The 24,205-nt window shown below is 70.3% G+C and carries 28 protein-coding genes; 12 read left to right on the plus strand and 16 right to left on the minus strand.

The window, feature by feature from the left end:
* Positions 1 to 106: 106 nt before the first annotated feature.
* Positions 107 to 550 carry a hypothetical protein gene (locus FE811_RS00125; RefSeq protein WP_244294832.1) on the plus strand — a complete coding sequence of 148 codons (444 nt, stop codon included), beginning with the start codon at positions 107 to 109 and terminating at the stop codon, positions 548 to 550.
* Between the two features lie 72 nt (positions 551 to 622).
* Positions 623 to 2,935, plus strand: coding sequence for a Tex family protein (locus FE811_RS00130; RefSeq protein ID WP_116220517.1), 2,313 nt, complete (start codon positions 623 to 625; stop codon positions 2,933 to 2,935).
* Positions 2,936 to 2,950: 15 nt separating this feature from the next.
* Here the strand turns inward: FE811_RS00130 and FE811_RS00135 are convergent, their stop codons facing one another.
* On the minus strand, positions 2,951 to 3,949 hold the full coding sequence (locus tag FE811_RS00135; RefSeq protein ID WP_244294837.1) for a LacI family DNA-binding transcriptional regulator: 999 nt from the start codon (positions 3,947 to 3,949) through the stop codon (positions 2,951 to 2,953).
* 158 nt (positions 3,950 to 4,107) lie between these two features.
* On the opposite strand from FE811_RS00135, the gene FE811_RS00140 reads away from it, so the two are divergent.
* Genes FE811_RS00140 through FE811_RS00150 form a run of 3 tightly spaced genes read left to right on the plus strand, consistent with a single transcriptional unit; the run spans position 4,108 to position 7,549 of the window.
* The gene (locus FE811_RS00140) at positions 4,108 to 5,445 is read left to right on the plus strand and encodes a uracil-xanthine permease family protein (RefSeq protein ID WP_116220519.1); all 1,338 of its coding nucleotides are present in this window, start codon (positions 4,108 to 4,110) and stop codon (positions 5,443 to 5,445) included.
* The gene (locus FE811_RS00145; protein ID WP_036760855.1) at positions 5,445 to 6,842 is read left to right on the plus strand and encodes an amidohydrolase family protein; all 1,398 of its coding nucleotides are present in this window, start codon (positions 5,445 to 5,447) and stop codon (positions 6,840 to 6,842) included. Before FE811_RS00140 ends, FE811_RS00145 begins: the two co-directional genes overlap by 1 nt.
* Positions 6,839 to 7,549, plus strand: coding sequence for a sulfite exporter TauE/SafE family protein (locus tag FE811_RS00150; RefSeq protein ID WP_114537603.1), 711 nt, complete (start codon positions 6,839 to 6,841; stop codon positions 7,547 to 7,549). Before FE811_RS00145 ends, FE811_RS00150 begins: the two co-directional genes overlap by 4 nt.
* 11 nt (positions 7,550 to 7,560) lie before the next feature.
* Here the strand turns inward: FE811_RS00150 and FE811_RS00155 are convergent, their stop codons facing one another.
* The 4 genes from FE811_RS00155 to FE811_RS00170 form a co-directional block, all read right to left on the minus strand.
* Positions 7,561 to 8,397 carry a Ku protein gene (locus FE811_RS00155; RefSeq protein ID WP_116220520.1) on the minus strand — a complete coding sequence of 279 codons (837 nt, stop codon included), beginning with the start codon at positions 8,395 to 8,397 and terminating at the stop codon, positions 7,561 to 7,563.
* A 75-nt stretch (positions 8,398 to 8,472) separates the two neighbouring features.
* Positions 8,473 to 8,925: a DUF421 domain-containing protein gene (locus FE811_RS00160; protein WP_114537601.1), complete on the minus strand. Its 453-nt coding sequence runs from the start codon at positions 8,923 to 8,925 to the stop codon at positions 8,473 to 8,475.
* Positions 8,926 to 8,935: 10 nt separating this feature from the next.
* On the minus strand, positions 8,936 to 9,457 hold the full coding sequence (locus tag FE811_RS00165; protein ID WP_116220521.1) for a hypothetical protein: 522 nt from the start codon (positions 9,455 to 9,457) through the stop codon (positions 8,936 to 8,938).
* Between the two features lie 70 nt (positions 9,458 to 9,527).
* Entirely contained in the window at positions 9,528 to 10,436 is a 909-nt protein-coding gene (locus FE811_RS00170; protein WP_116220522.1) for a photosystem reaction center protein H, read from the minus strand.
* 154 nt (positions 10,437 to 10,590) lie between these two features.
* On the opposite strand from FE811_RS00170, the gene FE811_RS00175 reads away from it, so the two are divergent.
* The 3 genes from FE811_RS00175 (at position 10,591) to FE811_RS00185 (ending at position 11,416) form a co-directional block, all read left to right on the plus strand.
* A complete protein-coding gene (locus FE811_RS00175) occupies positions 10,591 to 10,887 on the plus strand; it encodes a PRC-barrel domain-containing protein (protein ID WP_072462495.1) in 297 nt (98 codons plus the stop codon).
* 66 nt (positions 10,888 to 10,953) lie between these two features.
* On the plus strand, positions 10,954 to 11,160 hold the full coding sequence (locus tag FE811_RS00180) for a hypothetical protein (protein ID WP_036761175.1): 207 nt from the start codon (positions 10,954 to 10,956) through the stop codon (positions 11,158 to 11,160).
* A 61-nt stretch (positions 11,161 to 11,221) separates the two neighbouring features.
* Positions 11,222 to 11,416, plus strand: a complete 195-nt coding sequence (locus FE811_RS00185) for a DUF3008 family protein (protein WP_116220523.1) — start codon at positions 11,222 to 11,224, stop codon at positions 11,414 to 11,416.
* Between the two features lie 77 nt (positions 11,417 to 11,493).
* Here the strand turns inward: FE811_RS00185 and FE811_RS00190 are convergent, their stop codons facing one another.
* Genes FE811_RS00190 through FE811_RS00200 form a run of 3 tightly spaced genes read right to left on the minus strand, consistent with a single transcriptional unit; the run spans position 11,494 to position 13,312 of the window.
* Positions 11,494 to 11,730, minus strand: coding sequence for a hypothetical protein (locus FE811_RS00190; RefSeq protein WP_116220524.1), 237 nt, complete (start codon positions 11,728 to 11,730; stop codon positions 11,494 to 11,496).
* 14 nt (positions 11,731 to 11,744) lie between these two features.
* Complete coding sequence (locus FE811_RS00195; protein ID WP_116220525.1) at positions 11,745 to 12,602, minus strand: glucose 1-dehydrogenase; 858 nt, start codon at positions 12,600 to 12,602, stop codon at positions 11,745 to 11,747.
* On the minus strand, positions 12,599 to 13,312 hold the full coding sequence (locus FE811_RS00200) for a hypothetical protein (RefSeq protein WP_244294840.1): 714 nt from the start codon (positions 13,310 to 13,312) through the stop codon (positions 12,599 to 12,601). Before FE811_RS00200 ends, FE811_RS00195 begins: the two co-directional genes overlap by 4 nt.
* 120 nt (positions 13,313 to 13,432) lie before the next feature.
* On the opposite strand from FE811_RS00200, the gene FE811_RS00205 reads away from it, so the two are divergent.
* Entirely contained in the window at positions 13,433 to 13,930 is a 498-nt protein-coding gene (locus FE811_RS00205; protein ID WP_072462498.1) for a ferritin-like domain-containing protein, read from the plus strand.
* A gap of 409 nt (positions 13,931 to 14,339) precedes the next feature.
* On the plus strand, positions 14,340 to 14,504 hold the full coding sequence (locus tag FE811_RS27275) for a hypothetical protein (RefSeq protein ID WP_157034111.1): 165 nt from the start codon (positions 14,340 to 14,342) through the stop codon (positions 14,502 to 14,504).
* A 424-nt stretch (positions 14,505 to 14,928) separates the two neighbouring features.
* On the opposite strand, the gene FE811_RS27280 is transcribed toward FE811_RS27275, so the two are convergent.
* From FE811_RS27280 to FE811_RS00220, 3 genes are all read right to left on the minus strand, one after another.
* A complete protein-coding gene (locus FE811_RS27280) occupies positions 14,929 to 15,786 on the minus strand; it encodes a hypothetical protein (protein ID WP_166435373.1) in 858 nt (285 codons plus the stop codon).
* A gap of 328 nt (positions 15,787 to 16,114) precedes the next feature.
* Positions 16,115 to 16,558: a hypothetical protein gene (locus FE811_RS00215; protein ID WP_116220527.1), complete on the minus strand. Its 444-nt coding sequence runs from the start codon at positions 16,556 to 16,558 to the stop codon at positions 16,115 to 16,117.
* A 148-nt stretch (positions 16,559 to 16,706) separates the two neighbouring features.
* Positions 16,707 to 17,318 carry a cysteine hydrolase family protein gene (locus FE811_RS00220; protein ID WP_116220528.1) on the minus strand — a complete coding sequence of 204 codons (612 nt, stop codon included), beginning with the start codon at positions 17,316 to 17,318 and terminating at the stop codon, positions 16,707 to 16,709.
* Positions 17,319 to 17,633: 315 nt separating this feature from the next.
* Between FE811_RS00220 and FE811_RS00225 the strand changes: the two genes are divergently transcribed.
* On the plus strand, positions 17,634 to 18,728 hold the full coding sequence (locus tag FE811_RS00225) for a sensor histidine kinase (protein WP_116221646.1): 1,095 nt from the start codon (positions 17,634 to 17,636) through the stop codon (positions 18,726 to 18,728).
* Positions 18,729 to 18,744: 16 nt separating this feature from the next.
* Here FE811_RS00225 and FE811_RS00230 read toward each other — a convergent pair whose 3' ends face one another.
* The 4 genes from FE811_RS00230 to FE811_RS00245 form a co-directional block, all read right to left on the minus strand.
* A complete protein-coding gene (locus tag FE811_RS00230; protein ID WP_116220529.1) occupies positions 18,745 to 19,242 on the minus strand; it encodes a superoxide dismutase family protein in 498 nt (165 codons plus the stop codon).
* Positions 19,243 to 19,334: 92 nt separating this feature from the next.
* Positions 19,335 to 20,465: a carboxylate-amine ligase gene (locus tag FE811_RS00235; RefSeq protein ID WP_114537591.1), complete on the minus strand. Its 1,131-nt coding sequence runs from the start codon at positions 20,463 to 20,465 to the stop codon at positions 19,335 to 19,337.
* Between the two features lie 105 nt (positions 20,466 to 20,570).
* Positions 20,571 to 20,822 carry a hypothetical protein gene (locus tag FE811_RS00240; RefSeq protein WP_116220530.1) on the minus strand — a complete coding sequence of 84 codons (252 nt, stop codon included), beginning with the start codon at positions 20,820 to 20,822 and terminating at the stop codon, positions 20,571 to 20,573.
* Between the two features lie 26 nt (positions 20,823 to 20,848).
* Positions 20,849 to 21,046 carry a hypothetical protein gene (locus FE811_RS00245; protein WP_036754845.1) on the minus strand — a complete coding sequence of 66 codons (198 nt, stop codon included), beginning with the start codon at positions 21,044 to 21,046 and terminating at the stop codon, positions 20,849 to 20,851.
* A 214-nt stretch (positions 21,047 to 21,260) separates the two neighbouring features.
* On the opposite strand from FE811_RS00245, the gene FE811_RS28075 reads away from it, so the two are divergent.
* Entirely contained in the window at positions 21,261 to 21,386 is a 126-nt protein-coding gene (locus tag FE811_RS28075; RefSeq protein ID WP_255469536.1) for a hypothetical protein, read from the plus strand.
* A 593-nt stretch (positions 21,387 to 21,979) separates the two neighbouring features.
* Here FE811_RS28075 and FE811_RS00250 read toward each other — a convergent pair.
* On the minus strand, positions 21,980 to 24,187 hold the full coding sequence (locus tag FE811_RS00250; protein ID WP_116220531.1) for a TonB-dependent receptor domain-containing protein: 2,208 nt from the start codon (positions 24,185 to 24,187) through the stop codon (positions 21,980 to 21,982).
* Between the last annotated feature and the right edge of the window lie 18 nt (positions 24,188 to 24,205).

Raw genomic sequence — 24,205 nt, forward strand, 5'->3', positions numbered from 1 at the left:
ACTGGCCTAAACCGAACAGATCGTTTTAATTGTAAGTCATTGCGTGATCTCTATTGTTGGTTGGTGAGTGATGTTGGTGAATGGCAAGGCCACGCATGCCGCTGGCATGCATTATACCCCTGGCGACAACGGTTGCCTGAGCTTTCTTCAGGTTCCGGGAATCGGGGTCGGCAGCCGAAGCTTCTCGGGCTCGGTGGCGGACTGGTGCGAGCAGGGGTTCTCGATCTGCGAAAGCTACCTGATCGAGGCGCAGACCCTTTCCATCGAAGGCGATCCCTCGGGGTTCGTCGCCATGGCCGAGGCGCAGTTCGACGACGAGCTGGCCGACGAGGTGCTGCTGCACGCCAATGCCCTGCTGAGGGGCATGGCCTTCCGCCGGCTGGGCGGGCGGCTGCAACTGGTCGAAACCGGCGACGAGCCCCTGGGCCTAAACTGGACCGCCATCGCGAACCTGTGGTGCGCGATGGAGACGACCAAGGGCGACATGCGCCTGCCGCGCCTTGAGCCGCAGTTCGAAAAGCGGATGCGCGCGGCGATGCGCCTGTCCTGAACGGGACGGCGGCGCCGGGACGCTTGGATCGGCGGCCGGTTTTGTCTAAGACGGCGTTCCAGTCAGCAGAGGATGCCGCCCGTGGACGCGACCGACCGCATTGCCCGCACCATCGCCGCCGAGATCAGCGCCAGCCCCGCCCAGGTGGCGGCGGCGACCGGCCTCTTGGACGGGGGGGCGACGGTTCCCTTCGTCGCGCGCTATCGCAAGGAGGTCACGGGCGGGCTGGACGACACGCAGCTGCGCACGCTGGCCGAACGGCTGGCCTATCTGCGCGAACTCGAGGCGCGACGGGCGGCGATCCTGGATACGATCCGCGGCCAGGGCAAGCTGACCGAGGATCTGGCCCGCGCCATCGCCGGGGCCGAGACCAAGGCCACGCTGGAAGACATCTATCTGCCCTTCAAGCCCAAGCGCCGCACCAAGGCGATGATCGCGCGCGAAAACGGGCTGGAGCCGCTGCTGCGCGCCATCCAGGAGAACCGCAGCCCCGAGCCCGAGGCGCTGGCGGCGGGCTATCTGACCGAGGCGGTGCCGGATGTGAAATCGGCGCTGGACGGGGCGCGCGACATCCTGGTCGAGGAACTGTCCGAGAATGCGGCGCTGCTGGGCCGGCTGCGCGAATTCATGCAGGCCGAGGCGATCATTTCCGCCAAGGTGGTGCCGGGCAAGGAGCAGGTCGGCGCCAAGTTCAGCGATTATTTCGACCAGTCCGAGAAATGGGCCGCGATCCCGGCGCATCGGGCGCTGGCGATCCTGCGCGGCGCCAAGGAAGAGGTGCTGACCATCGAGATCGCGCCCGAGCCGGAAACCGGCGCGGCGCGGGCCGAGGGCATTGTCGCCTCGGCGCTGGGTCGGCTGGGCGACCAGCCGGGCGACAGGTGGCTGCGCAAGGTGGCGGGCTGGTGCTGGCGGGTGCGGCTGTCGAACACGATGTATATCGACCTGCTGACCGAATTGCGCACCCGCGCCCATGCCGAGGCGATCCGGGTCTTTGCCCGCAACCTGCGCGACCTGCTGCTGGCCTCGCCCGCCGGGCCGCGCGCGACCATCGGCCTGGACCCCGGCATCCGCACCGGGGTCAAGCTGGCCGCGGTGGACGGCACCGGCAAGCTGGTCGAGACGGCGACGCTCTATCCCTTCCCGCCGAAATCCGACCTGCGCGGGGCGGAAGCCGCGCTGGCCGCCGCCATCACCCGCCACAAGATCGAGCTGATCGCCATCGGCAATGGCACCGCCAGCCGCGAGACCGAGCGTTTCGTGGCCGAGGTGCTGAAACGCCTGCCCGAGGGGGTGAAGCAGCCGGTGAAGGTGATCGTGTCCGAGGCCGGCGCCTCGGTCTATTCGGCCTCGGAACTGGCGGCCAAGGAGTTCCCCGGCCTCGACGTGTCGCTGCGCGGTGCGGTGTCCATCGCCCGGCGCTTGCAGGATCCGTTGGCCGAGCTGGTCAAGGTGCCGCCCGAATCCATCGGCGTCGGCCAGTATCAGCATGACGTGGACCAGCGGCAGCTGGCGAAAACGCTGGAGGCGGTGGTCGAGGATGCGGTGAACGCGGTGGGGGTGGACCTGAACACCGCCTCGGCGCCGCTCTTGGCGCATGTCGCCGGGCTGGGGCCGTCGCTGGCGCAGAACATCGTCGCGCATCGCGATGCCTCGGGCGCCTTCCGCTCGCGCGCGGCCTTGAAGAAGGTGACGGGGCTTGGCCCGCGCGCCTTCGAGCAATGCGCGGGCTTCCTGCGCATCCGCGAGGGCGACGAGCCGCTGGACGCCTCGGCCGTCCATCCCGAGGCTTACGGCGTCGCCCGCCGGATCGTCGCCGCCTGCGGCCGCGACATCCGCCAGATCATGGGCAATGGCGCGGCGCTGAAGGACATCCGGGCGGAAGCCTTTGTCGATGAGCATTTCGGCCTGCCCACCATCCGCGACATCCTGTCGGAACTGGAAAAGCCCGGCCGCGACCCGCGCCCGAGCTTCGTCACGGCAAGCTTTGCCGAAGGGGTCGAGGATATCAAGGATCTGCGCCCCGGCATGGCCCTGGAGGGCACGGTGACGAATGTGGCGGCCTTCGGCGCCTTCGTCGACATCGGCGTGCATCAGGACGGGCTGGTGCATATCAGCCAGCTGGCCGACCGTTTCGTGAAGGATCCGAACGAGGTGGTGAAGGTCGGCGACGTGGTCAAGGTGCGCGTGACCGAGGTGGACGTGGCCCGCAAGCGCATCGGCCTGACCATGCGCAAGGACGGCGGCGCCAGCGCCAGGGATGCGCAGAAGGAGCGCGGCCCCAAGGCCCAGCCGGCGCGCGGTCCGAAATCCGCCGCCCCCGCCGGCAAGGAACAGCCGGGCGCCCTGGGCGCGGCGCTGCTGAACGCGCTGCGCAAGAACTGAGCGGGCCGGCCGTCCTCAGTCCGAGACCGAGGATCGCCGGGGGACCAGTTCCGGCAGGTCCGCATCGACCGTGCGGCCGGTCCCCTCGATCCGGTCCAGCAGCAGGTGGACCGCCTGCTCGGCGATCGCCGGAAGATGCAGGTCCAGGGCGGTCAGCGGCGGATCGGACAGCTTCGCCCGCAGCCCGTCATAGCGGGTGGCGATGCGCAATTGCCGGGGCATCGCCAGCCCCAGCTCATGCGCCGCGCGCACCGCGCCGCTGGCAAAGGCGTCGATGGCGGCGAATATCCCGTCGATCGAGGGGTCCGCGCGCAGCAGGCGCAGGGTTTCGCGATAGGCGATCTCCTCGCCCTCTTCCTCGTCCAGGGCGACCAGGGTGGCTTGCTGGCCGCGCCGGGCGACGAAGGCGCGATAGGCCTCAGCGGCCTCGATCTGGCTGGTGCGCGGGGTCGCGCCGACCAGCGCGGCGACATGGCGGCAACCCTGCTGCGCCAGATGGTCCAGCAGCAGCAGCGCGGTTTCCCGCGAGCGGATGTTGACGGCGGGTATGTCGGGCCGGCCCGGCACGGTGCCGATGGAGACGACGGGGATCTTGCGCTGCTCGAACAGGGCGACCAGCGGGTCGTCGCGCATGGGCTCGACCAGGATCACCCCGTCGAAGGCGACCGAGCCCTGGCTGCGGATCGCCGGATGCGGCGGGATCAGGCACAGCGCCAGCTGGCGGGTCAATGCCGACATCGCGGCCGAGGCTGCGATCTCCATCAGGAAGCCCAGCCGCGACGGCCCGGCGGCAATGGCGAAGGGCATCGAGGAGGCCAGCGCGATGGTGCCGCTGCGGCCGCTGCGCAGCGCCCGCGCCATGCTGCTGGGGTGATAGCCGATCTCCTCGGCGATGGCGTGGATGCGCTTGCGGGTCTCGGGGTCGACGTGGCGGCGGCCGCTGAAGGCATGGGAAACGGTCGTGACCGACACCCCCGCGGCCCTGGCCAGATCCGATATGGTGGGCTTGCGCAATGCGTCCTCATTCGCCGCTTTTCGCGGCAAGGCTAGCAGCATCGCCGCACCGGAGGCAACAAAACGATTTGCACGAATCGCGCCGCGTGGTATTTCGGGGGTAAGCAAAACGATTTGCATAAATGTAAACGCCGCTTCAACAACAGGGAAACGCCACGATGGCCAATGCAAAGACGCTTACGCCGCCCGATCCGGTGGACCGGGTTCTGCCGCCGAGGGATCTGATCCTTTACGGCTTCCAGCACGTGCTGGTGATGGCCGCATCGCCGATAACGGCGGTGTTTCTGGTGGCGCAGACGCTGGGCTTCGACCCGGCGCTGACCGTGTCGATCATCAGCGCCACCTTCCTGGTCTGCGGGCTGGGCTCGATCCTGCAAAGCTTCGGGCCGGCCGGTTTCGGGGCGCGGCTGCCCTTCATCATGGTTCCGGGCGGCGCCCCCATCGCGATCTTCCTGGCCATCGCCAGCCAGACCGACGTGCAGACGGCGGTGGGCGCGGTGCTGATGACCGGAGTGTTCTATTTCCTGGCGCTGCCGGTCTTTCGCCGGTTGCTGCGCTTTTTCCCGCCCATCGTGGTGGGCACCATGCTGCTGCTGGTGGCGGTCAACCTGGTCAAGATCTATGGCGGCACCATCACCGGCAAGCCCGGCAGCGAGGGCTTTGCCGATCCGGTCAATGTCGGGCTGGCGCTGGCGACCATCGCGCTGACGGTGATCTTCTCGCGCGTGTTCACCGGCACGCTCCAGCGCATCTCGGTGATGCTGGGGCTGATCGCGGGAACGCTGCTGGCGGCGGCGCTGGGCCGGCTCGACCTGTCGGGCGTGATGCAGGGACCGCTGGTCGCGGTGCCGCAGCTGTTTCCGTTCGGGATGCCGAAGTTCGACCTGATCGCCTCGCTGCCGCTGATCATCTTCTCGATCATCTCGATGGCCGAGGCGACCGGCCAGACCATCGCCACCGCCGAGATCGTGGACCGCAAGGGCGACGCCCATGCCATCGTGCCGCGCACCATCCGCGGCGATGCGGTGGCCTCGATCCTGGGCGGGCTGTTCGGCACCTCGCTGATCATCACCTCGGGCGAGAACATCGGCATCGTCCGCGCGACCGGGGTGCGCTCGCGCCATGTCACCGCCATGGCGGGGGTGATCCTGGTGCTGATCGCGCTGCTGGCGCCGGTGTCGCGGCTGGCCAGCGTCCTGCCCGGCCCGGTCGTCGGCGGCACGGCCGTCATCGTCTTTTCCATCATCGGCGTGATCGGCATCCATGTGCTGAGCCGCGTCGACCTGCGCGAACATGGCGCGATGTTCACGCTGGCCTCGGGGCTGGCCATGGGGCTGATGCCGATCCTGGTGCCCGGCGTCTACAGCCAGTTCCCGCAATGGTCGCAGATGATCCTGGGCAATGGGCTGGCGATGGGCACGATCACCGCGGCCGTGGTCAACGCCTTCTTCCAGTTCAGCGCCCCCAAACCTGTCGATGCCACGGAGCATGCCTGATGACCGACCTGCGCCAGACCTTTGCCCGAACCGACGAGACGATCGTCGCGCCGGGGCGCCTGCTTCTTGACGGAGGGCCGCAGCGCGACATGGCCGTGCTGCTGCGTGCCGGCCGCTTTGCCGATGTCGGCCAAGCCGCCGCGCTTTGCGCCCGCCATCCCCAGGCGCGGCTGGTCGAACTGCCCGATCACCTGATGATGCCGGGCTTCATCGACACCCACACCCACCTGACGCAATCGCTGGGCAAGTCGCTGGTCTTCGGCGAACCCTCCGAGATCTTTCGCCGCATCTGGGTGCCGCTGGAGGGCAGCCTGGACGAACACATGGTCTACCTGTCCTCGAAGCTGGCGGCGCTGGAATGCCTGCGGGGCGGCTTTACCACGGCGATCGACGCCGGCACGCGCTCGGCCGGCCATATCGGCAAGCTTGCCCTTGCCTCGCGCGAGGTGGGGTTGCGGCTGGTGGTGGCGCAGATCTGCAACGACCTGGGCGGCGCGGCGGTGGTGCCGGATCGCGGCCAGATCCTGCGCAACGCCCAGGCGCACCTGGCCGCCTGCCAGGGCGATCCGCTGATCCATGCCTCGCTGGCCATCTCGATCCCCGAGGTGGCCAGCGACGAGATGCTGCGCGAGGTCTCGGCCATGGCGGCCGAGGCGGGCGTGACCTTCCAGACCCATGTGAACGAGCATCTGGTGGCGGTCGAACGCTCGCTGGTCGCGCATGGCCGCCGGCCGCTGGAGCATCTGGCCCATGTCGGCGCGCTGGGGCCGCAGACCCTGATCGCGCATTCGACGCTGGTCACGCCGTCGGAGCTGAACCTGCTGCGCGATACCGGCACCGCCGTCGCCTACAACCCCGTCGCCTCGGTCTGGAAGGGGAACGCGGTCGCGCCGGCGTTGCAGATGCAGGCGCTTGGCATCCGCTTCGGGCTGGGCACGGACGGCACGCGGGCCGACGGGTTCCGGCTGATGGACGCGGCCGAAAGCATGCAGCGCGTGGCCTATGGGCTGGCCTCGGGCGACAGTTCCTGCGGCGGCGGCTGGCTGTGGCTGGATGCGGCGACGCGGATGGCCGCCGATGCCGGCGGTCTGGCCGGCGTGACCGGCCGCATCGCCAAGGGGCTGGCGGCCGACTTCCTGCTGGTCGACCTGGACCGGCCCGAATTCACCCCCTCGCACGACCTGAGCTGGGAGCTGGTGCGCTATGGCAACCGCGACCAGATCGACGCGGTCTTTACCAATGGCCGGCTGAGGATGGTGCAGGGCTGGCCGGTGGACTGGGACGCGCGCGCCCTGATGGAAGAGATCAGGGATCTGGCCGCGCCGGCCATCGCCGCCGCGCCGATCCAGCGCATCCATCCGACGGCGGACAGCCTGATCGACATGAGGCTGGCGTGACCCTTTCCATCTTTCTGGGCCTGTCGCTGCTGGTCGCCGCATCCGCATTCGTCCAGGGTGCGGTGGGCATCGGCTTTGCCCTGATCATGGCGCCGGTCTTCGGCTTCGTCGATGCCAGCCACCTGCCCGTCACCCTGCTTATCCTGATGCTGCCGCTGAACTTCCTGGTCGCATGGCGCGAGCGGCAGATGATCGACCGGCAGGGCACCGGGTGGATCACCTTCGGCCGCTTCTTCGGGACGTTCCTGGGCATGGCGGTGCTGGTCGCGCTGTCGGTGCGCCAGCTTGAGATCGCCGTCGGCCTGCTGACGGTGCTGGCCGCCGTCGCGGCCCTGCTGGCGCCGCCCTTCGCCCCCAGCCGCTCGGCCTCGCTGGGGGTGGGGCTGTTCACCGGCGTGACCGAGACGGCGACGGGCATCGGCGGCCCGCCGCTGGCGCTGCTATACCAGCACGCCCCCGGCCCGGTGCTGCGCTCGACCGTGGCGACCTGCTTTCTGGTCGGAGAGGCGATCTCGCTGGTCATCCTGCTGGTCGCCGGGCGGATCGGCGGGCAGCAGATCCTGGCGGCGCTGGCGCTGATCCCGGCGGTGCTGGTCGGCAGCCTGCTGTCGCGGCATGTCCATGCCCATGTCAACGGGCCGGCGCTGCGGCTGGCGGTGCTGGTCTTCTCCATCGTCAGCGGCGCGGCGCTGGTCCTGAAGGGTTAGGGCGCGGGGGCTCAGCCGGACTTGCGCCGCGAGCCCGCGCCCGCCGCCTTCCTGCGGGCGGGCGGCTTTTTCCGGGCCAAGCCCGCGCTTTCGCGCAGCGCCGCCATCAGGTCCACGACATTCTCGCGCTTGGGCGCCGGGCGGGGCTTGATCTTGCGGCCCTCCAGCTTGGCGCGGACCAGGTCCGCCAGCGCCGCCTCGTAACGGTCGTCGAAGGCGGCGATGTCGAACGCGCCCATCTTGGTGGCGATGATATGCTTGGCCAGCTCCAGCATCTCGCCCTTGATCTTCACGGCCGAGATGTCGCGGAACGCCTCGCTGGCCGAGCGCACCTCGTAGTCGAAATTCAGCGTCGAGGCGATCATGCCCGGCCCATGCGCGCGGACCAGCACCGTGCGCACGCGGCGAAACAGCACCGCCCGCGCCAGCGCCGCCGCCTGCTTGCGGCGCATGCCTTCGCGGATCAGGGCAAAGGCTTCCTCGGCCGTCCGGTCCGCCGGCGTCAGGTAATAGGGGCGGTCGAAATAGACGTCGTCGATGTCCTTGCAGGCGATGAAACCCGCGACGGCCAGGGTCTTGTCGCTTTCCGGCATGGCCGCGGCGATCTCGTCGGGGTCCAGGACGACGTAGTCGCCCTCGCCGACCTCGTAGCCCTTGACCTGGTCGTCCTTTTCCACCGGCTTGCCGGTGTCGCTGTCGATGAACTGCCGGCGCACCCGGTTCCCGGTCGCCCGGTTCAGCGTGTGAAAGGCGATGCGTTCCGAGGTCGAGGCCGCGGCGTGAAGCGCGACCGGGCAGCTGACCTCGGCGATCTTCAGCATCCCCTTCCAGATCGCCCGCGGTGCCATGGCCTGCCTTCCCGGTGAAATACGACGTCGGCCCAACGTCCCCAGCCTGGCGGCGGTTCCGGCGGCGCGGGCGGCCTATCCCTGGTCCTTGCGGGGGATGATGCTGATCGCGCCGCTGATCTCCAGCACGGCGGCGTCGATCTGTTGCAGGTTGGCCAGGCCATGCTGGACGCGTGCCGCCTCCAGGATGTCGGTGATGCCCATGCGCGAGCGTTCCAGCGCGGCGCGGTCGACCTCGCCCCGGCTCATCAGCACCGTGGGGGTGCCGTCCAGCCAGGTCGCCAGCCGGGTCGAGCGCATCTTGGCAAAGGACAGGATCACGTCGACGGTGACCAGGGTGATCATCAGCACCACCGCGTTCACGATCGAGAAATCGTCGCCCAGCAGCGCCTGCTGCGTGGTCTCGGCGATGATGAGCAGCAGCACGAGGTCGAAGGGCGTGGTCTGCGCCAGCGTCCGGCGTCCCGACAGCCGGGTCATGACCAGCAGCGCCAGATAGATCGCGACGCCTCGGATGACGGAATCCATGGCTTGGCCTTCAGGGCAGGATCAGGATATGGGCGGCGCGGCGTTGCGCGCCGATGGCGATGTCAAGCCGCGTCCAGCCGAAATGCAGCGCCCGCACCTCCAGGACCACCTTGTGCGGCCCCTGCGCCGGCACGGCAAAGCCTTGGCCGCGGCCCGAAAGCGTGGCTTGCGCCGGTTCGGGCTGGATGCGCTCGACCGAGAAGCGGTCGAAGAAATCCTGCCCGATGCGAAAGGAATGCATTGCGGCCGGGCGTTCGAAGGTGATCGAGACCTCGTCGGTGCCCTCCCAGCGGCTGATGCGGGGAAATTCGACCCGCGCGCCGTCCAGGCGCAATTCGCCCTTGTGCAGCGCGCCGCCGCTTCCCGTCAGGCCCAGCAGCGCCAGCAGGCAGACCGCGCCGAAGAGCAGCCAGGCGATGCGCTGGATGCGCCAGAACCGGCGCTGGAAGCGGCGGTCCTCGTCCAGTTGCAGGCCGTCGTCGCGCAGGGAGGGGACGCGCAGGGTGGGGCTGTTGGATCGGGGGTTCGGCATGGCGGTCCTGGCAAGGCGATATGCTGGCGCCCGCAGCCGGGGCCGGCTGCGGGGCCGTGGCTGCCGGCGCTTACTGGGTCACGGGGGCGGGGCCGTCCTCGTCGAACTCGGGCAGGGCTTCGAGCTGCTGGCGGGTCCAGGGCAGATAGATGCGGATGTCGGTATCCTTGCGATAGACCACCAGGTCGCCGACCGGGATGGCGACGCGATGCTCGCCCATGCCCAGGAAGCCGCCCACGTCGATGATGGCATGGCTGATCTCGGCCGATCCCATCGGCTGGGCTTCCCCCTCGGGCGCGGTCTGCACCGGGGGCGTGGTGGCATCGGTGGGGGTGATGGTGCCGGCATCCGAGCCGATCCCCTCGATCCGGTCGCTGTCGCCGCGGTCGGTGCCGCTGGCCACGTTCGAGGAATCGGTGTCGAGGCCCGGTGCGGTGGCCTCGGGGCTGGCCGTGCCGCTTTCGACCGAGGTGTTCGCATCCTCGGTGGCGGGGGCGGTGTCGGTGGTGGTCGTCTCGGTGTCGCCGGTGGCGGCCATGCCGGTCGTGTCGCCGGTGTCGGTGCCCGTCTCGGCCGCGGCGGGCGGCGGGGCGGCGGGCGTGGTTTCGGTGGCGGCATCCGGCACCTCGGTATCGGCACCCGGCGCAGGCATGGTCGTGGCGGCATCGCTGCCTTGCATCGCCGCGCCGGCGTCGCCGCCTTGCAGCGAGGTGGAGCCGTTGGCGAAGACCAGCCCATGCACCTCGCCGATCTCGTCGCCGCTGGCGTCGTAGACGGTGGCGCCCTGCAGGTTCTCGGTGGTCAACACCACCTCGCCTTCGACATAGCCGTCGGGCGGGGTGATGGTGGGCAGGGGCTCGTCGGCGGCGGGCGCGGTTTCCTGACCCATCGGGACGGGCTGGCTTTCGGTCTCCTGGGCCTGGGCGGCGGTCACGCTCAGCGCGGCGGCAAGGGCGGTGGTGACGAACAACTGTTTCATCTCATTCCTCCTCTGGATGCGGGGTTTGCGCAGGGCGGTTGAACCGTGGCCGGCGGCAAATGTTCCCGCCGCAGCCTTCACGGCACCGTTATGGAACAGACCGGCCTTCCGGCAGTTGGGGGTGCCTCAACCGGACAAAGCAGAGGAGGGCCCAATGGACCACAGCACCCATATCCGACTGAACGAAAGCGAGCTGACCGAGGCCGCGCTGACCGGCGCCACCATCTATGGCCCCGGCGACGAAAGGATCGGCCATGTCTCGCATGTCCATGGCGTCGGTAGCGAGGCGGTGGTGGTGATCGACGTCGGCGGCTTCCTGGGCATCGGCTCGAAGCCCGTCGCCGTTCCCGCCCGCGAGCTGGACTTCATGCGCGACGGCAGCAACAGCGTCCACGCCGTCTCGCGCTGGACCAAGGACGAGCTGAAGCAGATGCCCGAGCATCGGGACTGACCCCCGCGGCCGGCCGCGATCCGCTCCGGCCAGCCCTGACCAGCCCCTGACAAGGAGGACTTCGCCATGGGCGAGAAATTCGATCCCAAAGCCGAAAACGAAAAGTTCAACGTCCAGCAAAGGGCGCAGCAGCTGAAGATGGGCAATGCCGATCCGGTGCTGAACCCCAAGCAGATGCAGCGTTCGAACGAACCCAATGCCGGCGGGGAGAACCGCGAGGCGGGCGACCGCAAGGCCCGGCAGAACGACCGCGCCACCAATGGCGGCGAATGACGCCGCGCCCTGGCCGGAACCGGGCGCCTAACCAGGAGGCCTAAGCAGGAGGATCGAGACCATGCCAGCCAAATCCAAGGCGCAGCAGAAGGCGGCCGGCGCGGCGCTGGCCGCCAAGCGCGGCGAGACGAGCAAGGACGAATTGCGCGGCCCCTCGAAGCAGATGCACGATTCGATGAGCGAAAGCGAGCTTGAGGAACTGGCCGCCACCAAGCGCAAGGGCAAGCCCGAACACAAGCCCGAACACAAGGGCTGACCCCGAACACAAGGGTTGAACCGGGGCCGACAGGCGCCGGAAAGGGGGCAGGGACCGCGGTCTCCGCCCCTTTTCGTTCAGTAGTTTCCCGGCGGGTCGCTGGCCGGGAAGGATTCGTCGCTTTGCTCGTCCACGATGTCCCAGTTGCGCGGCGGGTTTTCCATCTGCCGCCGGCCGGCGGGGCGGATCTCGTCCTGGCGCCGGCGGCTGCGGTGGCGGGGCCCGGTAGCGGGCCGGGCCAGCGCATCGCAGGCGCCCTTGAGCGCGAAACCGGCGGCCAGGCCGCAGAGGAACGCAAGATGGCGGTTGTTCATGGTCGACTCCCTTCTCAGATCATCGGTTTGCCGCCGGTGACGGCGATGGTCGCACCCGAGACATAGCTCGACATCGGCTCGGCCAGCATGACATAGGCCGAGGCCAGCTCGACCGGCTGGGCGGGACGCTTCATCGGGTAGTTGGCGCCGAACTCGGCCACCTCCTCGGGCGGCATGCTGGCCGGGATCAGCGGCGTCCAGACCGGGCCGGGCGCCACGGCATTCACCCGGATGCCGCGTTCGGCCAGCATCTGCGCCAGCCCGGTGGTGAAGTTCTGGATCGCGCCCTTGGTCGTGGCATAGGCCAGTAGCTTGGGATTGGGCTTGTCGGCGTTGATCGAGGCGGTGTTGATGATCGCCGAGCCCCTGGGCATATGCGGCACCGCCGCCTTGGTCAGGTAGAAGATCGCGTCGATGTTGACCGCGAAGGTGCGGCGCCATTCCTCGTCCGCGATCTCCTCGATGCCGTCGAACAGCGCCTGGTGCGCGGCGTTGTTGACCAGGATGTCGATGCGGCCGAAGCGCTCGACCACGTCGGCGACGATCTTGCGGCAATGGTCCGGGTCGGCGATGTCGCCGGGGATGGACAGGCAGTCGCGCCCGGCCTCGCGCACCAGATCGGCGGTGCTGGCGGCGTCCCCGCTCTCGTTCAGCCAGGACAGCGCCAGGTCGGCGCCCTCGCGGGCATAGGCGATGGCGACGGCGCGGCCGATGCCGCTGTCGCCGCCGGTGATCAGCGCCACCTTGCCCTCCAGCCGGCCGGCGCCCTTCCAGCTTTCCTCGCCATGGTCGGGGCGCGGATCCATGTTTCGAAAGCTGCCGGGCAGGGATTGCTGCTGTTTCGGAAAGGGCGGCTTGGGATAATCGCTCATCTGTCGGGCCTTTCATCGGGATGGGGGACGCCGGGCTGCTTGTTGCCGTCGCCCTGACGGTTCGGATCCTCGGTGACGGCGCCGGCCGGGTCCATGCGCTGCTGGCGCTGGTCCAGCACATGCGGCGCGGGATGGCGCAGCCGCTCGACGGCCGAGACCGGCGCCTGCGGCGGCTCGGCCGCGCCGGGGACGGGGGGATAACGATCCGGCGCCGGCGATGTTCCCGGCGCGCGCCGGCCGATGGCCCATGCGGCCAGCAATCCCAGCGACAGCCCGACGCCCAGGGCGGCAAGCCCGGCCAGGACGGCCCAGGGCGGCAGCACCAGCCCCCATCCCGGACGCAGCCGGGCGGGCAGCAGGCCATAGTCGATCAGCCCGGCCATGGCGGCGGTGGCCAGCCCCGCCAGCCAGGCCAGCCATGGCCCGCCCCGTGCCGCCCGGCGGACCAGCAGCACCGCCACCCCCGCCCAAAAGAAGCACGAGGCGACATGGATGGCGGTGCCCAGGCCGGTATGGGCCAGGTCCAGGGCGGTGGTCCGGGCGGCCTCGGCCCCGTGCAGCGCATGGGTGGTGGCGTTCAGCGGCATCCAGGGCGGCAGGCCGCGCCCGGCCGAAAGCGCCGCCAGGACCGGGATCGACAGCAGTGCCGCGCCTGCGCCGGCCAGGGGCCATGCCAGGGTGAATCGGGCCATGGGGATGGGACGGGCCATGGGTTTCCTCCTTCTTTGACGGGCAACCAGCGGCCGGGGCGTTTGTTCCTTGGAACATTTTCCGCCGGTTCTGGTTCAGGGCGTCCCGATTGGATTTTTTCAACGCAGGAGACCTGAGAGATGGCCCACAAGGTTCTTGACGACCTGTTCCACGACACGCTGAAGGACATCTATTATGCCGAGCGCCAGATCCTGAAGGCGCTGCCCAAGATGGCGCGGGGCGCGCAGTCCGACCGGCTGCGCAAGGCCTTCGAGAAGCATCGCGAGGAGACCGAGATCCATGTCGAGCGCCTCCAGCAGGTGTTCGAGATCCTGGGGAAGGCGGCGCGCGGCAAGACCTGCCCGGCCATCGACGGCATCATCGAGGAGGGCGAGGAGGTGATGGCCACCTTCAAGGGCGCCCCGGCGCTGGATGCCGGGCTTGTGGCGGCTGCGCAGGCGGTCGAGCATTACGAGATCGCCCGCTACGGCACCCTGCGGCAATGGGCCAAGCAGCTGGGCCTGAAGGAGGCCGCGGCGCTTCTGGGCCAGACGCTGGAAGAGGAATCGGCGACCGACGAGCTGCTGACCGAGATCGCCGAAAGCGAGGCCAACCGCGAGGCGGCCGAACCGGCCTGAGCGCGGGTTCCCGGCTTGCCCCCGTGAGCCGGGGGACTGTCGGGGCTTTTCGGGGCCTGAAGGCGTGCCTCGGTGCCCCGTCGTGGCCCGCAAGCCTTTCCCCGTTTTCGGAAGGGATAGGCCGGGGCCGATTCGCGGTGCGGGCCACGACGACGACCACCATGCCTCCCCGCGCCGCGACGAGGACGGCCGGTGCATTCTCGCGCCGTCATGACGACCATGCGCGCGCCGCGCTAGGAGGCTGGTTCGGTCGCCCCGAGGGTCATGCCGAGGCCGCCTACCACAGCTGGGACCATCACCGGGACGACGACCGGCGCTACGGTTCGCGCCGCGACGATGACGGCCGGTGCATTCTCGCGCTGTCATGACGACGACCGGTGCAGCTATTCGCGCGGCCGCGATGACGACCATGCGCGCGACTGCGCGCCAGGGCGGCTGGTTCGGCCACCCCGAGGGCCATGCCGAGGCCACCCGCCGGGGCTGGGACCACCGCCGGGACGACGATGATCGCCGTTATTCCTCGCACCACGACGAGGACGACGACCGCCGCCATGCCGCGCGCGGGCGGCGCTGAGGCGCGACGGAAAAGGAGGCCGCGCCGGCCCCCCTTTTCGTCCTCCCGGAGAGGATCATGGCCGCACAACACCGAAAAACGCAGGGTAACCGCTGCATCCGCGCCAGGCGACTGGCCGCGGCCGGACCGGCGACAAGGTCGCCTTCCCCGATCCCGCTCCGGCCCCGTTCGGCATCGGTGAGGTGGCCGCGTGCAGCGGCGGAGGGGCCGCTTCGCCGAGCTGAAGGCCGCGTCCCGGCTGCCCCACGATCCGGAGTCGAGGCCGCTGCTGCAGCGGCTGGGCCTCGCCGCGCTCCCGGCCCAGATCCGGCAAAAGCCGCCTATCCTAGCGCCTCCCTTACCAGCGCGTCCGCAAGCGCCGCGTTCCTGGCCCTGCAGCCGGTCGCGCTTTTGCTGGTGCTGCCGGGCCTGCGCCTCCGACCCTTCAGGTCGGGCGCGACATCTTCTGCCGCTGCCAGATCCGTTCGACCAGCGTGACCAGCAGCGCGCCCAGCTCGCGCTCGCGGCCGAGATGCGGCAGAAGCGCCAGCGCCTGTTCCAGCGCATCCTCGACCAGCGCATCCGCCAGCGCCGCGTCCTGCACCAGATAGCGCGCCAGCGCCCGCAGCCGCGGCAGCATATCCGTCACCGTCATCTCGGGCGTGCAGCACAGCCCGGCCCTGTAGATTGCGCTGTGCAGCAGGATGGCCGAGGCGAGCGCCTCGGGGCCCTCGTGGCTTGGCACGCAATGGCCATGCGGGTAGAGGCCCAGGCCGGGCCCAGGCGCCTGGGCGAAGATGACGAAGGGGATGCCGGCGGCCTGCAGGCTCTGCGCCAGCGGCGCCGGGTCGCGCAGGTTCAGCACCGCCGCGTCGACCTGCATCGGTCCGGGCCGGACCAGCGCGGCCACAAGGCTGCCGCTGAAGCGGATCTCCGCCGGCCCGTCACCCTCTCCGTCCCCAGCCCCGTCTCCAGCCCCGTCTCCGGCCCAAGGCGCGGCCAGCCGGTGGCGCGCCAGCATCGGCGGCAGGACCGGCGCGTGAACCGACGCATGGGTTGGCGGGTGGGCCGAAGCATGGGCCGAAGCATGGGTTGGCGCGCAGGATTGCGTATGGGTCCGGGGCGCAGCGTCCACCAGCACCTCGACCGAGGCGCCGGCCTGGCGCAGGTAATCCGCCACCGATCCCGCCCCGGCCGCGCCATCCTCCCACAGCGCCAGCCGCAGCCCGTGCAGGTCGGCGCTGCGGTAGAAATGCCGCACCCCCGCGGGCGAGATGCAGGAAAGGGTTTTCCGGTTCGGCATGACCCGGATCCTCAGGCCCCGGCAGGCGACGAAAGGCGCCTAAACGCCAGCCGCCAGAACCGGAAGACGGCGCTTTCCCCTTCCCGCGATGCCGGGGGCATGTCGGTCTTGCGAGGGAAACGCCCGGTCCCGGTGGGCGGGAGGCTGGCGGGGGTCTTGCGGTTGGGCATCGCGGGGCTTCTCGTGCTGCTTGGGGGTAGGTCGGCCTTGCGAGGGAAACGCGCGGTCCCGGTGGGCGGGAGGCTGGCGAGGGTGTTGCGGTCGGGCATCGCGGGGCTTCCCATGCTGCTTGGGGGCTCGGGCGGCCGGGCGGTGCCGCCCGAGGCGCTCATTGCGACGGCTGGCCGGGATCGGCCGGTGCCGTTCCGGCGGGGGCGCTGTCCGGGGATGCGGCGTCGGCGGGGGCAGTCCCGGCCGGGGCGGTATCGCTCGGCGCGGTCTCGTCGGGCGCGACGTCAGGAGACCCCGCGTCGGCAGGCGCGGCCTCGGGCGTGCTGCTGGTGGGCGCGGTCTCGTCGGCAGCAGGCGCCGCGTCGGCGGGTGTGGTGGCGGGTGCGGTCTCGACCCCGGTGGCGGGGGCGCCCGAGGCGGGGGGGTCGGCGATCTCGTCCACCGGACCCGGCACCTGGCCGGGGATCTCGGGATCGCTGGTCTCGTCGTTGAACCACCAGAGAAACCCCGCCAGCGCGATCAGCACGGCCGCGAGGATGCCGATGATCGGGACGAGGTGGCGGCGTCTTTGCCTTTCCAGGTCGGTGCGGGGTGCGGACATTGCAAAGCTCCTGTGCTGGTGTCGGACAGGCCCTAGACGGGCCCCATTGGCGCGGCCGCCCCGTCGGGCGGCCTTCCGCGGGGTCCCCCTCGGGCGTGCTTGGGGACGGCCATGGAAAGGAAACACCCGCCGCCCCCGGCTTGTTCCCCTAGGCCGCGGCCCAGGCGTCCAGAACCTCGCCCAGCGGTGCGGTCTCGACCTGCTGCGAGAACCGCGTGCGGTAGAGCGTCATCGCCGCGTCATGGCCCTGGTCGGTCGAGGAACAGACCGCATCGCCCACCAGCACCACCCGGTAGCCCAGGTCGACCGCGCCCATCACCGTGCCCAGCACGCAGACGTCGGTCTCGCCGCCGGTGATCACCAGCGTGGTGATCCCGGCGCGGCGCAGCCAGCGGTGCAGCCGCCCGTCGTGCCAGGGCGAATAGACCGGCTTGTCGACCACCCGGGCCGGCGGCACATGCCGCGCCAGCTCGGGCAGCAACTCGAGCCATGTGCGGTCCAGCCGCTCGCGCAGCATCTCGGGCCATTGCGCGTAATAGCGCGCCCAGGCGCCGGGCGCCGCCCCGAGCCGCTCGGGCGGGATGAAGCGGGTGAAGACGGTGTGCTGCGGCCGCGCCTCGACCAGCGTCGCAACCGCCGGCCGAACCTGCTCGATCCACGGCACCGCCCAGGCAGAGCCGGGCCCGAACAGCCGCTGCATGTCGACGCAAAGATGGACCGTCGCCGCCGGAAGGCGGCCGAAGCGAAGGGTTTCTGCCATGGCGCCGGGGTTCTTGATGATCGGGACGTTTCATGCAGAACCGGGCAGCGCCGGAATCGTTCCGCGAATCGTTCCGTGCCAGGGCCTGGGGCGGGCGAATTTTTCCGGGAACATTCCCGCGCCCGGCCGGTTGGGTGGCGCATGATTTCGTGCGCCGGGCCGCGATCGCGGCCGGCACGAGCCGGCGCCGGTCATTTTCCCCCGGCGCCGCGTGCCAGGATGGGAAACCGCCGGACAATGTCCCGCGTTGCGCTATTTTGCGTCGGACGGGGACGGGCATACCGGATGGGGCGGCAGCAGCGCGACGGAGGGGCGATGGACGGATCGGTGCATTTTCTGGATGGCGGCGGCGAGATGGGCAAGGCGATCCGCGACCATGACTGGTCCGGCAACGCGCTTGGCCCGCCCGACGGCTGGCCCTCGGCGCTCAAGATCGCGCTGGGGATGGCGCTGAACTCGAAATTCCCGAAATGCATCGTCTGGGGTCCGGGGCTGATCACCCTGCACAACGACGCCTTTCGCCCGATCCTGGGCAACAAGGGCAATGTGCTGGGCCGGTCCTTCGCCGAGGTCTGGAGCGAGGCCTGGGAGGAGATCGGCCCCATTGCCGAGCGCGCCTATGCCGGCGAGGCGACCTTCATCGAGGATTTTCCGCTGGTCATCGACCGCTACGGCTATCCCGAGCAATGCCATTTCACCTTTTGCTACAGCCCGATCCGCGACGAGAACGGGGTGGTGCGCGGCATGATCGACACGGTGATCGAGACCACCGGCAAGGTCGAGGCCACCCGCCAGCTGCGGCTGGTGAACGGCGAGCTGGGCCACCGGATCAAGAACACGCTGACCGTGGTCTCGGCCATCGTCAACCAGACGCTGCTGAGCCATGACGGCCCCGAGGCGCGCGAGATCCTGCGCCAGCGCATCGGCGCCCTGGCCCAGGCGCAGACGCTGCTGACCGATTCCAGCGCGCTGGATGCCGAAATCGGCCAGGTGGTCCGGCAGGCGCTGACGCCGTTTCGCACCGGGCAGCGGCGCTTCCGCATCGCCGGCCCGCCGGTGCGGCTGTCGGCCAGGCAGGCGCTGACCCTGGCGCTGGCCATCAACGAACTGGCGACCAACGCGCTGAAATACGGCGCGCTGTCGGTCCCGCAGGGCGCGGTGGACCTGGGCTGGACCGGCGGGCGGCCGGGCAGCGACGACCCGTTCCGGCTGCTCTGGGCGGAATCGGGCGGCCCGCCCGTCGCCTCCCATGCCGGCAAGGGCTTCGGCTCGCTCATCATCGAGGAGGCGCTGGCCCAGGACTTCATGGGCGAAAGCGTGATCCGCCACGAGCCCGAGGGCCTGCGCTGCGAATTGCACAGCCGCATGAGCCACCTGGGCGCGGGCGAGGGCGAGGGTGCGCCGGGCTGATCCCGGCGCCGCTGGCCTATTCGATCACCGCGCAGGCCAGCCGGTCGCCGGCGCCGCCGGTGGGCTGGGTCTGGTAGTCGTCGGGACCGGCATGGATCATCAGCGCCCGACCCCTGATCGCATTGTCGCCCTCGGCCAGCGTCACCAGCGGGTTGAAGACCTGCGCCCGCGCGGTGCCCTCGGCATCGACCCAGATGTTGGGCATGTCGCCGGCATGGGGGCCGCCCTCGGCCAGCACGCCATGCGGGGCCTGCGAGGGGTTGAAGTGGCCGCCCGCCGATTCATGGCCGGTGGCGTGGTCGCAGCTGCCGGTTTCGTGGACGTGGAAGGCGACCCATTGGCTGGCCGGCAGCCCGGTCGCCTCGACCTCGATCAGCACGCCGGTCGGCGTCGCCGTCAGCGCCGCGGTTCCGGCCTCTTGCCCCTCGGTGTCAAGGAAAACCGCCTTGGCATCCTGGGCATGGGCCGAAAGCGGCATCAGGGCGAGGCCGAGGGCCAGAAGATATTTGGGCATTGCTGTTTCTCCCAGTGCTGCATGTCGGCGGGGGAACCCCCGGCCCGCGGGCTTTGTTCCCGCGAGCCGGGGAAATCCGCCGCCAGGCCGGATCACAGGCCGCGGCGGAACTCTTCGACCAGCCAGGCGACGATGCTGCGAAAGGCTTCCTGCGGTGTGGCCCCGGCGGCCATGGCCGAGGCGAACAGCGCCCGCTGCCGCTCGGCCGCGCTGCCGCGGGCGATCATGTCGCGCAGCCCGGCCACCGCGGGCTGGCTGTCCAGCGCATCGGCATCCTCGGCGATGGCGGCAAGCCAGCCCTCGGCGATCTCGTCGAAGGGAAGGATGCGGCGGGTGCCGAAGTCGATCAGCCCCTCGGTCAGCCCATAGCGGGTCGCGCGCCAGCGGTTCTCGCCCAGCAGGAAGTTGTCGTATTGCCGCCAGCGCAGGTTCTGCCGCGACAGCCGCCACAACATGCGCAGCGTCGCCTGCACCAGCGCGACCAGGGTGATCGTGTCATCCAGCCGGGGGCAGGCGTCGCAGATCCGGGTTTCGAGCGTGGGAAAGCGCGCCGAGGGGCGCAGATCCCACCAGATCTTGCTGGCATCGCCGATGATCCCGGTCTCGGTCAGCGCCGCGACCGAGCGGTCGTATTCGGCCCAGCTGCCCAGCCGCGGCGGCAGGCCGGTGCGGGGATAGCCGGCAAAGACCGTGGTGCGATACGAGGCGAGCAGCGTATCCTCGCCCAGCCAGAACGGGCTCGAGGCCGAAAGCGCCAGCAGATGCGGCAGGAACCACGAGAACTGGTTCATCAGGTCGATGCGCATGTCCTGGTCGGGGATGCCGACATGGACATGCATGCCGCAGATCAGCATGCGCCGGGACACCCCGCCCATCTCTTGCGAAAGCTGGTTGTAGCGGTCCTTGTCGGTATGGTCCTGGCTGCGCCAGTCCGCGACCGGATGGCAGGCGACGGAAATCGGCGCCAGGCCGAATTCGGCGGCATGGCGGGCGATGCTGCCGCGCAGCCGGGCCAGATGATCGCGCGCCTCGCGCACATCGGCGGCGACGGGGGTGCCGATCTCGATCTGGCAGCGCAGGAACTCGGGGCCGACCTGGTCGGCCAGCTCGGCCTTGCAGGCGGCCATCAGCGCATCGGGCGCCTCGCGCACGTCGCCGGTCTCGGCATCGACCAGCAGGTATTCCTCTTCGACGCCCAGCGAGAATTCGGGCTCGTCGGCCATGTGCTGTCCCTTTCGTCAGATGCCGCCTTCAGGCCGAACCCCAAGCGGGCGGCGGTTGTTCCCGCCACCGATGCCGGCGGATGGGTCTTGCAGGGCAGGGGGCTTTCAGCCCTCGGCCTGGTCCTCTGGCTTGCCGCTGTGCTTGCGATGCCGGCTTTCCTGGTTTTCGCCCCTGGGCGTGGGATCGCCGTCCTCCTTGGCCTCGGCCCGCGGCTTGGGGGACTCGGCGATCTCCTGGTGCGGGTGCTTGGCCGCGTCCAGATAGGGGCGGGGGTCGAAATCCTTGCCGGCGTTGCTGGTATCCACGCGCTTTTCGATGATCTGCCGCTGTTGCTGGCGGGTCTTCTTGCCGATCATGTCCGGTCTCCTTTTCCTCCGGCTGGCTATTTGTTCTCGCGGCCGCGCTGGCGGGGGTCTATGCCGCCCTGCGGGGTGGTGTCGTTCAGCACGTCGCCTTCGAAGGTGTTCTCGCCGCCGATCTCGGGGTCCTTGCGACCGGCGCCCTTGGAGCGGCCGATGCCCGGATCGTGCCGCAGGTCCGCGTCCGAGGGCTGGCTGGGCTTGGGTTGCTTGTCGGTCATGTCGGTGTTCCTTGCTGAAGGATTTCCGGGAAAGAAGGCGGACAACCGCCAAGCCCGGACAATGTTCCAGGCCGGGCGTTCCAGGCCGGGCGGGCCGCCGCCGCAAGCGCCGCCGGATTGGGCAGGACGGCCATTTTCCGCCCAGGGGTTTGCGCTTGCGCGTTGACTCTGCAAGCACGCCCGAGGGCACCGCTCAGGACATGAGGAGTTGAGCATGCCACATGAAACCGTTTTCGCCTCTGCCCTGGTGTTCGGCGTCATCGCCAGCGCCAGCATCGCGGCCGCGTCGGTGCTGACCATGCAGTCCATGGGGCTGTGGGTCGGACCGCCCCGATTCTAGCGGGGCGCCTGCCTGCGGCGATGCCCAGGCGTTGCGGCAGGCTGGGGTTGCTGGCCCGGAGGGGCCGCGTTCCTCCGAAACCGCCATGGGTCTGGTTATGTGCCCCCCGTCGAGGACGGCGCCGGTCGATCCGCGAGACAGGAGGATGACAAGGCAGATCGTTGGAGCGACAAAGAGCGCAACCGCCGCGACGGGACCATTCCGATCGCGAGGATTGGCGCGGCGCCCATGGCCGCGACGACGACCACGACCCGGCTATGGCGATTATGGGCGCGGGGCCTATGGGGGGATTTCCGGCGGGATGACGACCATGTCCGTGGCGGCCCCGGTGATTATCGCCGCGGCTACCGGACGATGACGGCTGGCGCGACGGCCGGGATTGGGACTGGATGGACCGCGCCGGGGACGACGCGGCGTCCTGCTTTGGCCCGGAGGAGGCCGAACGCCACCGCCGCCAGGACGCGTAGCGCGACCATGACGAGTGCCGCCGCGGCTGTCGCTGTGCGGACGACCGCATCGGCGAGGGCAGGTGCGGCCGCTATCGTGACGGCTGGCCTTGCGCCGGGCCCGGCGGCGGGCCGGGCCGATGCCCCCTAGAAGGAGTTGCTGAGGCCCAGGTAGAGCCGCCGCCCCTCCACCATGCTTTCGTCCGGCACCACGTTGGCGACGTTGTAAAGGCCGATGGCGCCGGTCACGCCTTCGCGCAGGCGGTAGTCCAGTCCCAGATCGACGACCAGATGCGCCCGCAGCCCGGCGGTGCGGCCAAGCGCCTGCGAGGTGCTGCGATAGCGGGCGCGGGCCCAGAGGTTCAGCGCCTCGTCCGGCTGCCAGTCCAGCGCCAGGTTCAGCATGTGCCGGGGCAGGTTGTGAAACGGCTGCCCGGCGTTGCGGCCGCTGGCGATGCGGGAATCCGACCAGGTGTAATTCGCCGACACCGTCGCATCCCCCAGCGGGATGTCCAGCGTCAGCTCGACGCCGCGCAGCCGGGCTTCGTCCTGGTTGCGGTATTGCGTGACCGCCACGTAATGCGCGCCGTTCAGCACGCAGGCCGGGGCCTGACCCGCGGGCGTGCGGCACAGGTCCACCCGGCCGATGCGGTCGCGAAACCGCGTGTAGAAGGCGGTCGCCCCGAACTGGAGGCCGGTTTGCCCCTCCCACACCAGGCCCAGTTCGTAATTGCTGCTCCGCTCGGGCTTCAGGGCGCTGTTGCCGCGGTCGCGCGAGCGGCCGTCGCCGCCCGACGGCTCCCACACCCCGTCGTCGGCCTGTTTCAGCGCCGGCACCCGGTAGCCGCTGCCGAACCCGCCCTTGATGGTCAGGCCGAGCAGGGGGCGCCAGACCGCATAGGCCCTGGGCGTCAGCTGCGCGCCGTATCTCTGGTTGCGGTCGTGGCGCAGGCCCAGCGTCAGGGTCAGGTCGGGCGACAGCGCCAGCCTGCCCTCGGCGTAAAGCGCCTGGTGCCAGCGGCCGGGATCGGTGACGGCGGAATCGGGCAGGCGGCCGGGGTCGTGCCGGGTGCGCTCGTGGCGATGCTCGAACCCGAAGGTCAGGTGATGCCGCCCCCAGGGCTGGGTCGAGCGGGTGCCGAAGGTCAGCGCCTCGTGCCCGCTGCGATTGCCGGCATCGAAATCCGTGGTCTCGCGGAACAGGAAGGAAACCGTCTCGGCCTCGTCGCCGCGGCGCAGGCGGTGGGTCAGGCTGGTGCCCCGGTCGCGGATCACGGTCGGGGCCGGGGCTGCGGGCCCGCCCTCGTCCAGCCGCAGGCTGCTGCCCCACAGGTCCAGTTCCAGCGACTGGTCCGGCGCCGGGGTCCAGCCCAGCCTGCCGCCCAGGTTGGCCCGCCGCCCGGAGGACGAAGGCGCGACGGCCCCGTCCTGGCGATGGCGCGAGCCGTAGAGCATCAGCCCCAGCCGGTCGCGGACCAGCGGCCCGCCCAGCATGAAGCGCGCCTCGTTCGCCCCGCCGGGGCCAAGGTCATGCGTCAGGCCAAGGTCCAGCCTGCCCGTCCAGGCGTCGGGCACCGGCCGGGTGATGACGTTGACGACGCCGCCCGAGGCCGCCGATCCGTAAAGCGCCGACATCGGGCCGCGGATCACCTCGATCCGGTCGATGGCGGGGACGGGGGGCAGGAAACCGGCCTTGGCGCCCACGCCGCGCCCGTTATAGGCGGCCTCCTCGGAGGCGCTGAGCGGCTTGCCGTCGATCATGAACAGCACATAGGGCTGCCCCATGCCGCGCAGGGTGATCGGGGTGCCGCCGTCGCGGCCCGGCGCACCGACGAACAGGCCTGGCACGTCGCGCAGCGCCTCGGCCAGGGTCGGGCCGGGGCGGCGGGCCAGATCCCCGGCCCCGACCACGGTCATCGTCGCGGGCGCATCGGCCAGCTGCTGGGGATAGCCGGTCGCCGTGACCACGACGGTCTTCAGCGTGACCGTGGGCGCGGCCTCATCCGCCGGCGCCGGCAATTCGACGACCAGGCTGCCCTGTGCGGTAAAGCGATGCCGGCCCCGCCCCGCGGGCAGCACGCTGCGCAGGGCCGCGTCCAGCGTCATGCGCCCGGAAAGCGGCGGGGCCACCAGGGCCGCGCCATCCCCCTCGACCAGGACGGAGAGGCCCGCGACCTGCCCGATGCGGTTGAGCGTCCGCGCCAGCGGCTGCGCGGGAATGTCGAAGTCGTATTCCGCCGCCGCGGCTTGCCCGGCCGCCGCGACGGCCGGCGCGGGCGCGGCGGCGCAGCCCAGCGACAGCAGGACGGCCAGCCCGAGCAGCGAGACCCCGTATCGAGACAAGAGCGGCGACATCGTTCCTTCCGTGCGAGG

It is taken from the genome of Paracoccus sp. FO-3, from assembly GCF_006386455.1.
GTDB lineage: Bacteria > Pseudomonadota > Alphaproteobacteria > Rhodobacterales > Rhodobacteraceae > Paracoccus > Paracoccus versutus.

What these genes read in the sequence shown, in the direction of transcription:
- FE811_RS00125 (WP_244294832.1), top strand. Translation starts at nt 107, where the DNA reads ATGCATTATACCCCTGGCGACAACGGTTGCCTGAGCTTTCTTCAGGTT.
- FE811_RS00130 (WP_116220517.1), top strand. Translation starts at nt 623, where the DNA reads ATGCCGCCCGTGGACGCGACCGACCGCATTGCCCGCACCATCGCCGCC.
- FE811_RS00140 (WP_116220519.1), top strand. Translation starts at nt 4,108, where the DNA reads ATGGCCAATGCAAAGACGCTTACGCCGCCCGATCCGGTGGACCGGGTT.
- FE811_RS00145 (WP_036760855.1), top strand. Translation starts at nt 5,445, where the DNA reads ATGACCGACCTGCGCCAGACCTTTGCCCGAACCGACGAGACGATCGTC.
- FE811_RS00155 (WP_116220520.1), bottom strand. Translation starts at nt 8,397, where the DNA reads ATGGCACCGCGGGCGATCTGGAAGGGGATGCTGAAGATCGCCGAGGTC.
- FE811_RS00160 (WP_114537601.1), bottom strand. Translation starts at nt 8,925, where the DNA reads ATGGATTCCGTCATCCGAGGCGTCGCGATCTATCTGGCGCTGCTGGTC.
- FE811_RS00165 (WP_116220521.1), bottom strand. Translation starts at nt 9,457, where the DNA reads ATGCCGAACCCCCGATCCAACAGCCCCACCCTGCGCGTCCCCTCCCTG.
- FE811_RS00170 (WP_116220522.1), bottom strand. Translation starts at nt 10,436, where the DNA reads ATGAAACAGTTGTTCGTCACCACCGCCCTTGCCGCCGCGCTGAGCGTG.
- FE811_RS00175 (WP_072462495.1), top strand. Translation starts at nt 10,591, where the DNA reads ATGGACCACAGCACCCATATCCGACTGAACGAAAGCGAGCTGACCGAG.
- FE811_RS00180 (WP_036761175.1), top strand. Translation starts at nt 10,954, where the DNA reads ATGGGCGAGAAATTCGATCCCAAAGCCGAAAACGAAAAGTTCAACGTC.
- FE811_RS00185 (WP_116220523.1), top strand. Translation starts at nt 11,222, where the DNA reads ATGCCAGCCAAATCCAAGGCGCAGCAGAAGGCGGCCGGCGCGGCGCTG.
- FE811_RS00190 (WP_116220524.1), bottom strand. Translation starts at nt 11,730, where the DNA reads ATGAACAACCGCCATCTTGCGTTCCTCTGCGGCCTGGCCGCCGGTTTC.
- FE811_RS00195 (WP_116220525.1), bottom strand. Translation starts at nt 12,602, where the DNA reads ATGAGCGATTATCCCAAGCCGCCCTTTCCGAAACAGCAGCAATCCCTG.
- FE811_RS00200 (WP_244294840.1), bottom strand. Translation starts at nt 13,312, where the DNA reads ATGGCCCGTCCCATCCCCATGGCCCGATTCACCCTGGCATGGCCCCTG.
- FE811_RS00205 (WP_072462498.1), top strand. Translation starts at nt 13,433, where the DNA reads ATGGCCCACAAGGTTCTTGACGACCTGTTCCACGACACGCTGAAGGAC.
- FE811_RS27275 (WP_157034111.1), top strand. Translation starts at nt 14,340, where the DNA reads ATGCGCGCGACTGCGCGCCAGGGCGGCTGGTTCGGCCACCCCGAGGGC.
- FE811_RS27280 (WP_166435373.1), bottom strand. Translation starts at nt 15,786, where the DNA reads ATGCCGAACCGGAAAACCCTTTCCTGCATCTCGCCCGCGGGGGTGCGG.
- FE811_RS00215 (WP_116220527.1), bottom strand. Translation starts at nt 16,558, where the DNA reads ATGTCCGCACCCCGCACCGACCTGGAAAGGCAAAGACGCCGCCACCTC.
- FE811_RS00220 (WP_116220528.1), bottom strand. Translation starts at nt 17,318, where the DNA reads ATGGCAGAAACCCTTCGCTTCGGCCGCCTTCCGGCGGCGACGGTCCAT.
- FE811_RS00225 (WP_116221646.1), top strand. Translation starts at nt 17,634, where the DNA reads ATGGACGGATCGGTGCATTTTCTGGATGGCGGCGGCGAGATGGGCAAG.
- FE811_RS00230 (WP_116220529.1), bottom strand. Translation starts at nt 19,242, where the DNA reads ATGCCCAAATATCTTCTGGCCCTCGGCCTCGCCCTGATGCCGCTTTCG.
- FE811_RS00235 (WP_114537591.1), bottom strand. Translation starts at nt 20,465, where the DNA reads ATGGCCGACGAGCCCGAATTCTCGCTGGGCGTCGAAGAGGAATACCTG.
- FE811_RS00240 (WP_116220530.1), bottom strand. Translation starts at nt 20,822, where the DNA reads ATGATCGGCAAGAAGACCCGCCAGCAACAGCGGCAGATCATCGAAAAG.
- FE811_RS00245 (WP_036754845.1), bottom strand. Translation starts at nt 21,046, where the DNA reads ATGACCGACAAGCAACCCAAGCCCAGCCAGCCCTCGGACGCGGACCTG.
- FE811_RS28075 (WP_255469536.1), top strand. Translation starts at nt 21,261, where the DNA reads ATGCCACATGAAACCGTTTTCGCCTCTGCCCTGGTGTTCGGCGTCATC.
- FE811_RS00250 (WP_116220531.1), bottom strand. Translation starts at nt 24,187, where the DNA reads ATGTCGCCGCTCTTGTCTCGATACGGGGTCTCGCTGCTCGGGCTGGCC.